The 14809-nt window shown below is 71.9% G+C and carries 16 protein-coding genes; 9 read left to right on the forward strand and 7 right to left on the reverse strand.

Annotated features, from left to right (window positions below; translation table 11 throughout):
• Positions 1 to 45: 45 nt before the first annotated feature.
• Complete coding sequence (livM, locus tag HJG45_RS10120) at positions 46 to 1353, reverse strand: high-affinity branched-chain amino acid ABC transporter permease LivM (protein ID WP_171612008.1); 1308 nt, start codon at positions 1351 to 1353, stop codon at positions 46 to 48.
• Positions 1350 to 2264, reverse strand: coding sequence for an ABC transporter permease subunit (locus tag HJG45_RS10125; protein ID WP_171612009.1), 915 nt, complete (start codon positions 2262 to 2264; stop codon positions 1350 to 1352). The genes livM and HJG45_RS10125 overlap by 4 nt, the downstream gene beginning before the upstream one ends.
• Positions 2265 to 2432: 168 nt before the next feature.
• Here HJG45_RS10125 and HJG45_RS10130 point away from each other — a divergent pair, with 168 nt between their 5' ends.
• The 3 genes from HJG45_RS10130 (at position 2433) to HJG45_RS10140 (ending at position 4934) form a co-directional block, all read left to right on the forward strand.
• Positions 2433 to 3026 (forward strand): carboxymuconolactone decarboxylase family protein, encoded by a 594-nt coding sequence (locus HJG45_RS10130; protein WP_217362888.1) that lies wholly within the window; start codon positions 2433 to 2435, stop codon positions 3024 to 3026.
• A 119-nt stretch (positions 3027 to 3145) separates the two neighbouring features.
• A complete protein-coding gene (locus tag HJG45_RS10135; protein ID WP_171612010.1) occupies positions 3146 to 3847 on the forward strand; it encodes a dienelactone hydrolase family protein in 702 nt (233 codons plus the stop codon).
• Positions 3848 to 3992: 145 nt separating this feature from the next.
• Complete coding sequence (locus tag HJG45_RS10140) at positions 3993 to 4934, forward strand: dihydrodipicolinate synthase family protein (protein WP_171612011.1); 942 nt, start codon at positions 3993 to 3995, stop codon at positions 4932 to 4934.
• A gap of 16 nt (positions 4935 to 4950) precedes the next feature.
• On the opposite strand, the gene HJG45_RS10145 is transcribed toward HJG45_RS10140, so the two are convergent.
• Positions 4951 to 5448 carry an ElyC/SanA/YdcF family protein gene (locus HJG45_RS10145; RefSeq protein WP_171612012.1) on the reverse strand — a complete coding sequence of 166 codons (498 nt, stop codon included), beginning with the start codon at positions 5446 to 5448 and terminating at the stop codon, positions 4951 to 4953.
• 4 nt (positions 5449 to 5452) lie between these two features.
• Entirely contained in the window at positions 5453 to 6712 is a 1260-nt protein-coding gene (locus HJG45_RS10150) for a bifunctional 2-polyprenyl-6-hydroxyphenol methylase/3-demethylubiquinol 3-O-methyltransferase UbiG (protein WP_171612013.1), read from the reverse strand.
• Between the two features lie 85 nt (positions 6713 to 6797).
• Here HJG45_RS10150 and HJG45_RS10155 point away from each other — a divergent pair, with 85 nt between their 5' ends.
• Both HJG45_RS10155 and rlmN read left to right on the forward strand, forming a co-directional pair.
• Positions 6798 to 7316 (forward strand): invasion associated locus B family protein, encoded by a 519-nt coding sequence (locus HJG45_RS10155; RefSeq protein ID WP_171612014.1) that lies wholly within the window; start codon positions 6798 to 6800, stop codon positions 7314 to 7316.
• Entirely contained in the window at positions 7313 to 8509 is a 1197-nt protein-coding gene (rlmN, locus tag HJG45_RS10160; RefSeq protein ID WP_171612015.1) for a 23S rRNA (adenine(2503)-C(2))-methyltransferase RlmN, read from the forward strand. Before HJG45_RS10155 ends, rlmN begins: the two co-directional genes overlap by 4 nt.
• 21 nt (positions 8510 to 8530) lie before the next feature.
• Here rlmN and HJG45_RS10165 read toward each other — a convergent pair whose 3' ends face one another.
• A complete protein-coding gene (locus HJG45_RS10165; protein WP_171612016.1) occupies positions 8531 to 9520 on the reverse strand; it encodes a tripartite tricarboxylate transporter substrate binding protein in 990 nt (329 codons plus the stop codon).
• On the reverse strand, positions 9517 to 9987 hold the full coding sequence (locus HJG45_RS10170) for a MaoC family dehydratase (RefSeq protein WP_171612017.1): 471 nt from the start codon (positions 9985 to 9987) through the stop codon (positions 9517 to 9519). Before HJG45_RS10170 ends, HJG45_RS10165 begins: the two co-directional genes overlap by 4 nt.
• A 180-nt stretch (positions 9988 to 10167) precedes the next feature.
• Between HJG45_RS10170 and HJG45_RS10175 the strand changes: the two genes are divergently transcribed.
• The 4 genes from HJG45_RS10175 (at position 10168) to HJG45_RS10190 (ending at position 14137) form a co-directional block, all read left to right on the forward strand.
• Positions 10168 to 10467 (forward strand): SemiSWEET family sugar transporter, encoded by a 300-nt coding sequence (locus HJG45_RS10175; protein ID WP_171612018.1) that lies wholly within the window; start codon positions 10168 to 10170, stop codon positions 10465 to 10467.
• A gap of 49 nt (positions 10468 to 10516) precedes the next feature.
• Positions 10517 to 11677: an MFS transporter gene (locus HJG45_RS10180; protein ID WP_171612019.1), complete on the forward strand. Its 1161-nt coding sequence runs from the start codon at positions 10517 to 10519 to the stop codon at positions 11675 to 11677.
• Positions 11678 to 11895: 218 nt separating this feature from the next.
• Positions 11896 to 12858, forward strand: a complete 963-nt coding sequence (locus HJG45_RS10185; RefSeq protein ID WP_171612020.1) for a helix-turn-helix domain-containing protein — start codon at positions 11896 to 11898, stop codon at positions 12856 to 12858.
• A gap of 253 nt (positions 12859 to 13111) precedes the next feature.
• On the forward strand, positions 13112 to 14137 hold the full coding sequence (locus tag HJG45_RS10190) for a hypothetical protein (protein WP_171612021.1): 1026 nt from the start codon (positions 13112 to 13114) through the stop codon (positions 14135 to 14137).
• A 74-nt stretch (positions 14138 to 14211) separates the two neighbouring features.
• Here HJG45_RS10190 and HJG45_RS10195 read toward each other — a convergent pair whose 3' ends face one another.
• Positions 14212 to 14808 (reverse strand): TlpA disulfide reductase family protein, encoded by a 597-nt coding sequence (locus tag HJG45_RS10195; RefSeq protein ID WP_254452414.1) that lies wholly within the window; start codon positions 14806 to 14808, stop codon positions 14212 to 14214.
• Position 14809: the final 1 nt, after the last annotated feature.

The following is a 14809-nucleotide window of genomic DNA, read 5'->3' on the forward strand; positions in this document are numbered from 1 at the left end:
GGTCCTCGACCTCGAGGATCGGCCCCGGACCGCCGGGCGCCGCGCTCAACCCCGGCCCTCCCCGACCAGGTCGCCGCCGATGACCCGCTTCTCCCCGAGCGCGATGGAGGGCGTGCGGGTGCCGACCAGGCCGCGCGGCCGCAGCACCATGATCACCACCATGGCGCCGCCGAAGACCAGCATCCGCCACTCGTCGAGGCCACGGAACAGCTCGAAGCCGCCGATCATCACCAGCGCCGCGATGGCGACGCCGACCTGGCTGCCGAGGCCGCCGAGGACGACGATGGCGAGGATGATCGCGCTCTCGATGAAGGTGAAGCTCTCGGGGCTGATGAAGGCCTGGCGCGTGGCGAAGAAGGCGCCGGCGAAGCCGCCGAACATGGCGCCCAGCGCGAAGGCGGTGAGCTTGGTGACGGTGATGTTGATGCCGAGCGCCCGGCAGGCGATCTCGTCCTCGCGCAGCGCCTCCCAGGCGCGGCCGAGCGGCTGGCGGCGCAGCCGCAGCGTCACCCAATTGGTCAGCAGGGCGAGGACGAGGATGAGGTAGTAGAGGAAGATCACCCGGTGGCTCGGCGAGGGCTCGAGGCCGAAGAAGCCGGCGAAGCTGCCCTCGCCGCCGGCGGCGCTGAAGGGCAGGCCGAAGAAGCTCGGGCGCGGGATGCCGCTGATGCCGTTCGGGCCGCCGGTCAACTCGGTCCAGTTCAGCAGCACCACGCGGATGATCTCGCCGAAGGCGAGCGTGACGATCGCCAGGTAGTCGCCCCGCAGCCGCAGCACCGGGAAGCCGAGCAGCACGCCCCAGAAGGCGGCCAGGATGCCGGCCAGCGGCAGGCAGATCCAGAAGGAGAGACCGAAGCTGGTCGAGAGCAGGCCGTAGGAATAGGCGCCGATGGCGTAGAAGGCGACGTAGCCGAGGTCGAGCAGCCCGGCGAGGCCGACCACGATGTTCAGCCCCCAGCCGAGCATCACATAGGTCAGCACCAGGATGCCGATATCGAGCTCGTAGCGGCCGATGCTCGGCAGGAAGGGCAGGGTCAGGGCAAGGGCGAGCAGCAGCGGCGCGACGAAGCGGCCGCTCTGCTGCAGCCGCAGGGTCCAGGGCCCGGGCGCGGTGCTCGCGCGCAGCGCCCGGCGGCCGAGCCAGGTGGTGACCAGCAGCCGGCCGAGGAAGACGAGGCCGCAGAGCAGCGCCACCACCTCCCAGCGCTGGCGCAGGACAAGGCTGCCGGTCGGGCCGATATCGGTGCGCAGCCCGACCGGCATGGCGAAGAGGCCGAAGGCGACCGCGGCGGCGATGGCGGCGTCGCGCAGCGCGAAGGCGAGGCCCGCCTTCGGGGCGGCGGCTGCGCTCATACCTTCTCCACCTCCTGCCGGCCGAGCAGGCCGGTGGGGAGGAAGATCAGGGTGATGGCGAGGATCGAGAAGGCGGCGACATCCTTGTACTGCACGCTGAAATAGGCCGACCAGAAGGTCTCGATCAGTCCGATCAGCAGCCCGCCCAGCACCGCCCCGGGCAGCGAGCCGATGCCGCCCAGCACCGCGGCCGTGAAGGCCTTCACCCCGGCGAGGAAGCCGATGTAGAAATCGATCACCCCGTAGCGCAGCAGGTACATGGTGCCGGCGACGGCGGCCAGCGCCGCGCCGATGACGAAGGTGAGGCTGATCGTGCGGTCTGTGTCGATGCCGAGCAGCGAGGCCATCTTGCGGTCCTGCTCGCAGGCCCGCATGGCGCGGCCGAGCGGGGTGCGGGTGACGAGGATGGTGAAGGCGGCGAGCACCGCCAGGGTCAGGGCGATGATCAGCATCTGGATGTAGGAGAACTGCACGACGAAGGGCCCGTCGCGCATCACCTCGATGCCGCCCGGGACCAACGCCTCCAGCGGCTTCGGCCGCGCCCCCTGGCTGACCTGGATGTAGTTCTGCAGCACGATGGACAGGCCGATCGCCGAGATCAGCGGCGCCAGGCGGAAGCTGCCGCGCAGCGGCCGGTAGGCCACCCGCTCCATCGTCCAGCCATAGAGGGCGGTGACCGCCATGGAGACGAGCAGGACGGCGAGGATCGCCGCCGGCCCGGCCATCAGCCCGCCCATCTGCAGCAGCAGGACGGTGATGAGCGAGACGAAGGCGCCGATCATGAAGATGTCGCCATGGGCGAAATTGATCATGCCGATGATGCCGTAGACCATGGTGTAGCCCACGGCGATCAGGCCGTAGATCATGCCCAGGCTGATCCCGTTGATCAGCTGCTGCAGCGCATAGGCCAATGGTGTCTCCTGGCCGTGAAGTATCCCTGTAACGCCGACGCTAGAGCCATTCGCCGCAGGGCGAAAGCGTCTGCGGGGGCGAATCGGCGGCGCCGCGCCAGGGCGCCCCCTGTTGCCGCCCCGCCGCTGCGGGGGCGACAATGCCGCCGCAACCCAGGAGGAAACCCCATGCCCAGCGATACCGGCCTGCCGGCCGATGACGGCCGCAGCGGCCGCCTGCCGCCCATCCCCGAGGCGGCCATGACCCCGGAGCAGAAGCGCGTCGCGGCGGGCATCGCCGCCGGCCCGCGCGGCGGCCTCCGCGGTCCTTTTCCCGCCATGCTGCGCAGCCCGGAGGTGGCCGAGCGCTTCCAGAAGCTCGGCGAATACCTGCGCTTCAACTCCTCCATCCCGGCAGCGCTGAACGAGCTCGCCATCCTGATCACGGCGCGGGAATGGACGGCGCAGTACGAATGGTACGCGCATCACCTCCTCGCCATGAAGGCCGGCCTGCCGGCGGCGATCGCCGAGGCGGTGGCGGAGGGGCGCATGCCGGACGGCATGGATGCCGACCAGGAGATGGTCTGGCGCTTCTGCACCGAACTGCACCGGACCCGGACGGTCTCGGATGCCAGCTACGCCAAGGTGAAGGAGCGCTTCGGGGAACGGGGGGTGATCGATCTCATCGCCGTCAGCGGCTATTACGTCGCCGTTGCGATGACGCTCAACGTCGCCGAGGTGCCGCTGCCGCCCGGCGTGCCGGTGCCCCTGCAGCCGCTCTGAGGCCCGCCCCGCCCCGGCCGACCCCAGCCGCCGCGGCGAGGGGGGCATGGCAAGCCGGGGCCCGGATGGTTAGATGCCCCCGGCACGCCAGAAACCGGGCCAGAGACAAGGAGGGGACCATGTCAGAGATCGAGATCGCCGCCACCGACGGCAGCGGCAGCTTCGGCGCCTATGTCGCCACCCCGAAGACCACGCCGGCCGGCGTGGTGGTGATGATCCAGGAGATCTTCGGCGTGAACGCCACCATGCGCCAGCTCAGCGACTGGGTGGCGGAGATGGGCTTCATCGCCGTCAGCCCCGACCTCTTCTGGCGGCAGGAGAAGGGCGTGCAGCTCGACCCCGATGCCGGCCAGGCGCAGTGGGACCGGGCCTTCAAGCTCATGCAGGGCATGGACCAGGACAAGGCGATCGAGGACATCAAGGCCACCATCGTGCATGCCCGGACCATGCCCGGCAGCAACGGCAAGGTGGCGACCATGGGCTTCTGCCTCGGCGGCCGGCTCGCCTACATGGCGGCGGCGCGCACCGATGCGGATGCCAATATCAGCTATTACGGCGTCGGCATCGAAGGACTGCTCGGCGAGGCCGGCAGCATCAAGGCGCCGCTGATCCTGCACATCGCCGAGAAGGACAAGTTCGTGCCGCCCGAGGCGCAGGCCAAGATCCTCGACGGGCTGAAGGGCCACAAGCAGGTCTCGGCCTATGTCTATCCCGGCGTCGACCATGCCTTCGCCCGCATGGGCGGCCATGCCTGGGATGCGCGGGCGGCGACCATCGCCAATGGCCGCTCGGCCGAGCTGCTGGCCCGCGTGCTGGGCTGACGCCCCCCGACGTCGCTGCGCGCCGCAGGGGGGGGCGCGGCAGGGCAGCGGGCCGCGACTGGGAAGGGCGGGCGCTCGGGGCGTCCGGCGTCTTGCGCTATACCGGGACAGGCTCGCCCGCCCATGTTCCCCCGAGGAGAAGACCATGCCGCTCGATGAATCCGCCCAGGGCGTCTACGTGATCGCGCCGACGCCCTTCCACCCCGATGGCCGGATCGACGAGGCCAGCACCGACCGGATGACGGAGTTCTTCCTCGAGGCCGGCTGCGACGGCATGACCATCCTCGGCGTCATGGGCGAGGCGCCGAAGCTCGACGGCGCCGAGGCGCTGGAGATCAGCCGCCGCATCATCCGCCGCGCCGGCAAGGCGGGCATCATCGTCGGCGTCTCCGCCCCCGGCTTCGCCGCCATGCGGGCCCTCGCGCATGGCGTGATGGAGGCGGGCGCGGCGGGCGTGATGATCGCGCCGCCGAGCACGCTGCGCACCGACGACCAGATCGTCGCCTACTACACCCAGGCGGTGCAGGCGATCGGCGCCGACATCCCCTTCGTCTTGCAGGACTACCCGCTGCTGTTCCAGGTGCAGATGACGCCAGGCGTCATCCGCCGCATCGTCCAGGCGCTGCCCTCCTGCGTCATGCTGAAGCACGAGGACTGGCCGGGACTCGAGAAGATCAGCACCCTGCGCGGCTACCAGGCCGAGGACTCGATGCGGCCGATCAGCATCCTCTGCGGCAATGGCGGCCTGTTCCTCGACTTCGAATGCGAGCGCGGCGCCGACGGGGCGATGACCGGCTATGCCTTCCCCGACATGCTGGTCGAGCTGGTGCGGCTCGCCCGCGCCGGGGAGCGGGACCGGGCGCATGACCTGTTCGACGCGCATCTGCCGCTGATCCGCTACGAGCAGCAGTTCGGCGTCGGCCTCGCGGTGCGGAAATACGTGCTGATGCGCCGCGGCATCATCGCCTCCGACGCGCAGCGGGCGCCGGGCGGGACGCTCAGCCAGCGGGCGGTGTCGGAGGTCGAGTACCTGCTCGCCCGCCTGGCGCGGCACGATGCGCGGGCGCGGCTGCCGGCGGCGGGGTGAGGCTCCCCGCCCGTCCTCATCTCCCCCGGGCGCGGTGCCAGAGCAGCAGCGCCGCGTCATAGGGGATGGCCGGGATCTCCCGCAGCCGCCAGTACCAGCGCTGCAGCAGGCCGACATTGCCCGAGGCGCCGATCAGCACCGGCCGTGCCGCCAGCCCGGCCAGGCGCAGCAGCAGCACGCAGCGCGGCAGGTGGTAACGGCTGGTCGCGGCATGGACCGGGCCGCAATGGCCGCGCGCCCGCAGCAGGTCGCGGCAGGCGCGGACCGAGGAGAGGGTGTCGGTGCCGGTCGGCTCCTCGAGGATCGCCCCGGGCGGGACGCCGAGCTCGCGGAGCAGCCGGGCCATGACGCGGCTCTCCGCCTCGCCGTAGCAGCCGCGGGCGCCGGTCGGCAGGTAGAGCGGGTCCGGCCGCCGGCTGCCGAAGCGGTGCGCCGCCTCCACCCGGCGGCGGAGCGCCGGGCTCGGGCTGCCATCCGGCCGCACCGCGGCGCCGAAGATGATGATCGGCGTCACGCCCTCATGCCCCTGGCGGGGCTTGGGGCGCCGCCAGCAGCAGCCGGTTCATCGCCTCCATCGCCTGCCGCAGCGCCGGCAACTCGCGCCAGAACTGCTCGCGGGAGACGCCATTGGCCGCGAGCGCATCGGCGATGGCGCCGAGGCTGGTGCGCCCGTCCACCCGCTGCAGGATCGCCGGCGCCAGGCGCGGCAGGGGCAGGTTCACCCGCAGCCCGTCGAAGGTCACCGGCAGGGTGCCGTCCTTCGGCAACCCCTTGGCCAGCGTCGGGCCGTCCATCTCGCGCAGCACCGGCACCGCCGCCGGGTCCTCCCAGGGCGGCGCGACCACGGGCGCCTCGGCGCGGAGGCAGTAGACGATGTGGATGCCCATATTGCCGGTGATCGCCTCGGCCAGCGCCGCCCGCTGCACCGGGTCCAGCCCGGCGGTGCGGGCGCGCAGCTTCGGGTCTGGCAGGTAGGCATCCGGGTCGTAGCGCACCGGCTCCACCCAGCAGGCGATGCGCAGCCCGGCGGCGCGGACCAGGGCGTCGAGCGCCGGCACGGTGAAGGCGACATCGCGCGGATTGAGCAGCAGGTCGTAGAGCCCGGCATCGCCGCCCGAGAGGTGGTCGGTCAGCCAGGGGTTGCGGCGCAGCCAGGCGGTCTCCGGCACCTGCCGCCAGAGCCGCCGCGCCGCGTCCAGCCGGGCCGATGGCGGCTCCTCCGGCGGGGCCAGCAGCCGCAGCGCCTCCTGCAGCATGTAGACCCCGGTCCGGCCATGTGGGGCGTAGACCATCAGCCCGATCCCGCCGCCCGGCGCCAGCACCGAGACCAGGGCCCGCAGCCCTTCCAGCGGGTCGGGCAGGTGGTGCAGCACGCCGCAGCAATCGATGTAGTCGAAGGGCCCGAGGCCGGAGCCGGGCAGGTCGAGCAGCGAGCCCGCCTCGAAGCGGATGTTGTCGAGCCCCCGCGCCGCCGCCCGCGCCTCGGCCACTCGCCGGGCGGCGGCGCTGCGGTCGAGCCAGGTGACGGTGCCGGGCCGCCGGGCCCAGGCCAGGTGCTGCGCCAGCATGAGGGTGCCGTCGCCGCTGCCGCCGCCGGCGAACAGCGCCCGCAGCGGCTCGCCGGCCGGCCGGCGGCTGCCGAAGATCCAGTGGTCGATCTCGCGCAGATGGCTCGGGCTGCCCACGATCAGCCGCTTCGCCTCCTCGCGCGGGTCGCGGGCAGGGTAGGGATAGGCCTCGTACTGGGCGGCGAGCTGGCGGTCGGTGGCGTCGGTCATGGCTGCGGTGCATAAAGCGGGGGCGGGGCGGCGGCCAGCGCGGTTGCTGGCGGCCGCCTTGGCTCGTATCTAGCGGGCCATGCCCATGCCCCGCCGTCTCGCCCTGCGCGCCGCCCTCCTGCTGGGGCTGCCCATCCTCGCCGCCATCGCCCCGGCGCCGGCCCGCGCCCAGGCCAAGCCGCAGAAGCTCGGCGATTTCCAGGACTGGATCGCCGCCAGCTTCACCGAGGGCGGGCACAAGACCTGCTACGCCTTCACCCGGCCGGCGAAGGGCGAGGGGGACCGCAAGGGCGTGATGCTGACGGTGACCCACCGGCACAATGCCCGCGACACGGTGACCATCTCGGCCGGCACCGCCCTGCGCGGCAACGAGGCCAGCGTGACCGTCGGCAGCACCGACCTCGATTTCTACACCGCCGGCTCCACCGCCGCGGCACGTTCGGGCGCGGCGGCGGTGCGGGCCTTCCGCAGCGGCAACGAAGCCGTGCTGAAGGCGCCGGCCGGCGGCAAGGGGAGCATCAGCGAGACCTTCTCGCTCGCTGGCTTCAGCGCCGCCTATGACGCGATCTCCAAGGAATGCCCGGCGGGCGGGGGCAAGCGATGAATGCCATCGCCCCGCCCTCCGCCGAGCTGAGCGCGGCCGAGCGCGACCGCATCCTCGCCAAGACCGCGCTGTTCAACCCGCCGCCGATCACCACGGCGGATGGACGGCGGGAGCTGGTCGGCCTCTCGCGCGAGGAGCTGACGGCCGAGCTGGCGGCGATGGGCGAGAAGCCCTTCCGCGCCAAGCAGCTCTGGCACTGGATCTACCACCAGGGCGAGACCGATTTCGCCCGGATGACCAGCATCGCCGGGCCGCTGCGGCAGCGCCTGGCGGAGCGCTTCGTCATCTCCCGCCCCGAGCCGGCGACGGTGCAGACCAGCCGCGACGAGACGCGGAAATTCCTGTTCCGTTTCCGTGACGGCCAGCAGGTGGAGACGGTCTACATCCCGGATGCGGCGGAGGATCGCGGCGCCGTCTGCATCAGCACGCAGGTCGGCTGCACCCTGTCCTGCCGCTTCTGCCATACCGGCACCCAGAAGCTGGTGCGCAACCTCGGCGCCGCCGAGATCGTCGGCCAGTTCATGGCGGCGCGCGACAGCTATGGCGAGTGGCCGAGCCCGAAGGACGACAAGCCGCGGCTGCTCTCGACCATCGTCGTGATGGGCATGGGCGAGCCGCTCTACAATTACGAGAACACCGCCAAGGCGCTGCGCATCATCATGGACCATGAGGGCATCGGGCTCTCGCGGCGCCGGATCACGCTCAGCACCTCGGGCGTCGTGCCGATGATGGACCGCTGCGGCGAGGAGCTCGGCGTCAACCTCGCCGTCTCGCTGCATGCGGTGACGGACGAGCTGCGCAACGAGATCGTGCCGCTGAACCGCAAATACCCGATCGCCGAGCTGCTGGCCGCCTGCCGCCGCTACCCGGGCGCCAGCAATGCCCGGCGCATCACCTTCGAATACGTCATGCTGCGCGGGGTGAACGACAGCGAGGCCGAGGCGCGCGAGCTGGTGCGGCTGCTGCACGGCCTGCCCGCCAAGGTGAACCTGATCCCCTTCAACCCCTGGCCCGGCAGCCCCTACCAGACCTCGACCTACGAGCAGACGGCGCGCTTCGCCGCCATCCTGAACGAGGCCGGTTACAGCAGCCCGATCCGCCGGCCGCGCGGGCGGGACATCCTGGCGGCCTGCGGGCAGCTGAAGACGGAGAGCGAGCGGGCGGGCAGGGGCCGCGCCGATCCCGCCGCGTGACGGCAGGATGCCGCCGGGTCCCTACTCCGCCGTCGCCCCGCTCTCCTTCACCACCCGCGTCCAGAACGCGACCTCGTTGCCGAGATACCGGGCGAAATCCGCCGCACTCCCCCCGGTCGGCCGCGCGCCCTGCTGCATCAGCCGTCCCCGCACCTCGGGATCGGCCAGCGTCGCCGCCACCGCCGCGTTCAGCCGCGCCACCACCTCGGGCGGGGTCTTCGCCGGCGCCATGATCCCCTGCCAGGCGCCGAGGTCGAAGCCGGGCGGCGTCAGCCCGCTTTCCGACATCGTCGGCACCTCGGGCAGCAGCGGCGTGCGCTCGGCCGAGCTCACCGCGATCGCCCGCACCCGCCCGTCCTGGATCAGCGGCAGGGCGGTGACGACGGTGTCGCTGGTGAACTGCACGTTGCCCGCCGCCGTGTCGGTCAGCGCCGCGGCGGTGCCGCGATAGGGCACATGCACCGCCTCGGCGCCGATATGGCGGAGCACCAGGTAGCTGACGAGGTGCGAGATGTTGCCGACACCGCCCGAGGAATAGCTGAGCCGGCCGCCCTCCGCCTTCACCCAGGCGATGAAGCCGGCCGGGTCGCGCGGCGGCATGGCAGGGTTCACCACCAGCGCCAGGGGCGAGGCGGCGGTCAGCGACACCGGCACCAGGTCCTGCAGCACGTCATAGGCGAGCTTGCGGTAGAGCGCCCGGCTGATGGCGATGGAGGAGGTGTTGTAGAGCAGCGTGTAGCCATCCGCCTCGGACTTGCTCACCGCCTCGGCGGCGATGTTGCCGTTCGCGCCGCCGCGATTCTCCACCACGATGGCTTGGCCGAGCTCGCGCCCCATGCGCTCGGCGAGGATGCGGGCGACGACATCGGTCGGACCGCCCGGCGGGAAGGCGACGACGAGGCGCACCGGCCGTGTCGGGAAGCCCTGCGCTGCACCCTGCGCCGCCACGCGGCGGCCGGGCCCGAGGGCGAGCGCCCCGGCGCCGAGGGCGAGCAGCGGTCGGCGCCTCATGCCCGCTGCTCCGCGCGCCCGGCCAGCAGCCGCGTCACCGTGTAGTCCATCACCACCTCGTCCCGCTGGTTGCGCACCGTGATCTCGCTGACCACGACGCCCCGGTTGCCGGTCGTGGTCGGGCGGACCGAGGCGACCAGCACCTCGGCGCCGATGGTATCCCCGACGCGCACCGGGGCGCGGGCGCGGATATGGGTCTCGAGCAGGGCGAGGCCGGTGCCATGCGCCATGCCCGCCAGCACCATGCCCTCGATCAGCGCATGGGTCAGCGCCGCCGGCACCGGCCGCGCCCCGAGCGCGCCGGCGAGCGTCGCATCGACGAAGAGCGGCTCCTGCATGCCGGTGAGGGTGACGAAACCGATCAGGTCGGCCTCGGTCACGGTGCGGCGGAAGCTGCGGAACCGCTGCCCCGGCTGCAGCTCCTGCCAATGGAACCCCTGGCCCAGCAGGGGCGGCGCCTCGGTCATGCGGTATCCGTCGATCGTCGCGCGGCAGGCTTCCCGGCGCCGCCGGCGCTGTCAACCCATTGGCAACCCGGCCGGAACCCCCCGCCGGCTGCCGGGTTGATGGCCGGCCCGGACCGCGCCGGGCCGTCTCGGGCCCGCGCCACCCCTGCCCATCGGTGCCTGCACAGGGAGGAAAATCCATTGGACGCCGCGACCCTTGTCGGCGGGCTCGCCACGCTCTGCTCCACCACCAGCTTCGTGCCACAGGCCTGGAAGGTGATCCGCACCCGCGACACGGAGGCGATCTCGGCCGGCATGTATGCGGTGACGGTGGCCGGCTTCTCGCTCTGGCTGACCTACGGGCTTCTGCTCTGGCAATGGCCGCTGATCCTGACCAACGGCATCTGCCTGGTGCTCTCGGCCTTCATCCTGACGATGAAGCTGCTGCCGCGGCGGCAGAAGGAGAAGGTGGCCGAGAGCCTGGACCCGGCGGCGGGCTGATCCGGGCCGGCTTGACGCAGGCCGCCACCCGCCTCCCTATCGGCCGGGCATGCCTCCCGCCATCCCCATCGCCCTCTTCGCCCTGGCCGGCTTCACCACCGGCGCGGGCATGCGGATGCTGGATCCGCTCCTGCCGCCCATCGCCGCCGCCTTCGGGGTCGGCATCGCCGAGGCGGCCTGGCTGATCGCCGGCTTCGTCCTGCCCTACGGCCTGGTGCAACTCGTCGCCGGGCCGCTCGGCGACCGCATGGGCAAGGTGAGGATCGCCTGCTTCGCCGTGCTGCTCTTCGGCGCCGGGCTCATCGCCAGCGCCTTCGCCACGCGGCTCGGCGGGTTGGTCGCGCTGCGCGCCTGGTGCGGCCTCTTCGCCGGCGCGGTGATCCCGCTGCTCATGGCGCATATCGCCGACAGCGTGCCCTATGCCGAGCGGCAGGTGACGATCAGCCGCTTCCTCACCGGCATGGTGATGGCGCAGCTCCTCGCCGGCTCGGGGGCCGGCGTGCTGGCCGAGCAGGCGGGGTGGCGGGCGCCCTTCCTGGTGCTCGGCCTGCTGGCGCTCGGCGTCGGCGGCGTGCTGGCGCTGCGGCTCGGCCCGGCGCTCTGGCGGCGGCCGGCCGAGGTGGCGGGCGGCCGGGGCATGGCGGCCTATCTCGACCTGCTGCGCACGGGGTCCGGCCGCTGGCTGATGGCCATCGCCTTCCTCGACGGCGCGCTGCTCTTCGGCGGCGCCTTTCCCTTCACCGGCTCCTTCCTGATCGAGGAACTCGGCCGCAGCCCGGGCGAGGCGGGGCCCATCGTCGCCGGCTTCGGCCTCGGCGCCTTCGCCTATACCCGCATGGCGCGGCCGCTGCTGCGGCGCTTCGGGGAGCGCGGGCTGCTGACGCTCGGCGGCGGCGCGCTGGCGGTGCTGCTGACCGGCCTCGCCCTCGCCCCCGCCTGGCCGGTGGTGGCGGCGATCCAGGTGGCGATGGGCCTCGCCTTCTACATGTTCCACGGCGTGCTGCAGACCCTGGCGACCGAGGCGCTGCCGGAGGCGCGCGGCACCGCGGTCGGCGCCTTCGCCCTCGCCCTCTTCCTGGGCCAGAGCGCCGGCTCGCTCGGCTTCGGGCTCGGCCTCACCGTCATCGGCTATCGCGGCGCCTTCCTCGCCGCGGCGGTCGCCGTCTGCGCCCTGGCGCTTTGGGCGAGGCGCGGCGCCAGGGTAGCGTGAGCCCCGGCCGCGACGGCCCTCGGGACGGCCCCTGGGACGGCGGCCGCAGCCCTCGTCGCTCGCCTCGTGGTACTGCCCCCCGCGACCCCGGCGGCAACCAGCCACCCCGGTCTTCGGCGCCAGGCGCCGGCGGCGCGAGATGGAGAAATGCTTGCGCTTTCTAAATGTCGAGAGCAGCTTTTCCTTTCCCATCCGCACGGAAGACATGCATGGACTGCATGGTGCTGACCACCGACAGCGTTCCGGAGCGCGAGCGTTTCTCGTTCTGGTGCGATGGCCTGCTCCAAGGTGTCCTCGGCATGGCCGGCGAGGCCATCGACGCGACGCCCCAGGCTTTCGACGCGCGGATCACCGTCTGGAGCGGAGGGGGTCTCACCCGGCTTCGCGGCACGGCCGATGCGCACCTGGCATGCCGCAGCCCACGCGAGATCGCGCGTAGGAGCGGCGACGCGTACTGGCTTCACCGCGACCTGGCCCGCGACACCTGGTTCGACGTGCCGGGGCGCGGCCAGTTCGTCATTCCCCGTGGCGAGCTCATCCTGTCGAGCACTGACCATCCTCACCGGACACGTCCGATGAACGAGGGCAGCAGGTTCGATGGCGATTACTGGGTGCTGCCACGGGTGTTGCTCGAGCCACACCTTCCGGCCTTCGGTGGACCGCCCTGCGTCACCTTGTCGCCGGGTGGGGCCGGCAGCGGCATGCTGGCGCTTCTCACGAGCTACCTGGACAGCCTCGGCGAGCAGGCGGCCGCTCTCAGCGACACGGAAGCCAGGCATGCCGGAGACATCCTGTGTCGCTTGATCGCCGCCGCATGCGGCACCGCCCCTCCAGAGCAGAAGGACGCGCTGCGTGCCGCCCGCCTCGCACAGATCAAGCGCCACGTGGACCGGCATCTGACCGAGATGGACCTCTCACCCGGCAAGGCCGCCGCAGCGCTCGGCATTTCGGTGCGAAGCCTGCACCTCGCCTTCGAGCCCACCGGCACCAGCTTCGCCGAGCACGTGACGCGCCGCCGCCTGCAGGAGTGCCGCGCTGCCCTGGAACGTCCGGCGGCCTCGCCGCGCGCGGTCACGGACGTGGCCTTTGCCTGGGGCTTCGCGAGCCTTGCCACCTTCTATCGCGCTTTCCGGCGCGAGTTCGGCATGGCGCCGGGCGACCTGCGCCGCATCGGCCGCTGACGGTTCCGGCACCTCTCGAGCGCCGCGCGGCGAAGCATCCGGACAGTCCAGGACAGCGCGGCATTCACCTCATCCGCCGCCCTCCGAGGGGAGCGCCGCTTCGGCCTCGCAATGGGGAAGGGCATGGCGGGATCCGCTTGCGCCGCACGAGAAGCGGCCTTGCACCCGCTGCGAAGCCAATCCCGAACGATTGTTCCAGCATCCGGCGCGGATTCGGACCGCGCGGATGGCGCAGGGAAGGGGAGACGTGACGATGACGTGGATGTACCAAGACGATCCGTGGGACGGCGGGCTCCCTGATTATGGATGTCGCCTCGTCGGGACGGCGGATCCGGTCTGCGAGCCGGAGTCCCTCGCAGAGCCGGAGGCGGCAGCGGAGGCCTCCGCCGACCCTACGCCGGAGCAGATCAGCGCGGTGCAGGCCAACCTGAAGGCCATCCAGGCCTTCAACGACTACCTGTATCCGCAAGGCCAGACGAAGATCGACAACGCCTACCTCCTCCTGTCGGAATCCGACAACAGGGATCCCGGCCTCGGGATCGGCCTCGACATCATCGAGGGGGCGTTCAGTGCGCTCGGTGGGGGGTTCGGAACCGCGGGTGCCTTCGCCGCGACCTTCGTCTCGGGCATGGTCGCCTCCTGGACGACGAGCACGCCCGCAAGCCTGAACACCACCTTCTCAGATCTGCTGACCCGCATGCAGGACACATTCCTCGCGGTGGATCAGCAACTGACCGAATACATCGACGACGTGGCCGGGAACTGGAACACCTCCTTCAGCTTCAACGGACAAACCGCCACGCTTTCCGACCTTGCCGACATCGACTTCCCGATCGAGCAGGACAGCACCTTCTTTCCGATGATGGATGCGGCCATCCACGGCTTTGACCAGAATACCTGGGAATACGTCCTCACGACCGACTTCAAGGTGACGGCTTGGGTCCCCGCGCCGCCGGAGCCCCCGCTGGCCGGGAAGGAGAGCGATCCGCCGATCGCCTATGCCCAGGAGGTCATCGAGAAGCACCCTGCCTACTACGTGACATGGTCCTGGGTGCAGGGGACGGGCTGGCTGTCGCAGAGCGGCTGGGACACCTTCCAATTCAGCCTCGGCGGCCCTGCCACGGCCCTGCATGACGCCGCGATCAGCAAGGACGCCGCGGCCTATCTGTTCATCGACAGCACCGATGGGGTGACCATCAACCCCGACGGGCTTTTCGCCCGCAAGACCGTCTTCACGGAACTCGGCATCCCGACCGAGACGGTCTATACGCAAGGATAGCGTCCCGCGGCCCGCCGCGGTCCTGCTCCAGGCTGCGACGGGCCTCGGCCGCGATCGGAGCCCGGCCGGCAGGTTCAGGTCTTCGACTGATCCTCCGGCGCCGCCGCCGGGCCGACCAGGCGGCGGATCGTCGCCAGCATCTCCGGCTGGTCCCAGGCCGCCGCCCCTTCCAGCCGCGCCCGCTCGCGCCCCTGCCGGTCGACCACCACGGTGGTCGGCAGGCCGCGCACCCCGAGCGCCCGCTGCGCCGCGCCCTTGGGGTCGAGCCAGAGTTCGAGCCGGCGGATGCCCTTGTCGCGGAAGAAGGGCTCGACCGCCGCCTTGCCGCCGCGGTCCGAGGAGAGGGCGAGCACCCGGATCCCCTCCGCCCCCAGCACCGCCTGGGCGCGGTCGAGCGCCGGCATCTCCTCGACGCAGGGGCCGCACCAGGTCGCCCAGAGATTGACGAGCAGCCCCTGGCCGGCGAAGGCGGAGACGTCGCGCTCCGCCCCGTTGGCATCGGTGAAGCCGAATTCGGGCAGCGGCTTCGGCCCGTCCTCGACCAGCCGCCCCATGGCGCCGGCGGCCCGGACTTTGCGCAGCGTGGGGGCGGCGGCTAGGGTCCCGCCCGCAACCAGGGCCAGGCCCAGCACCGCCCGTCGGGGCGCCCAGAGACCGGAAAGCGCAGCCATC

This window comes from Roseicella sp. DB1501 (assembly GCF_013112485.1).
GTDB lineage: Bacteria > Pseudomonadota > Alphaproteobacteria > Acetobacterales > Acetobacteraceae > Paracraurococcus.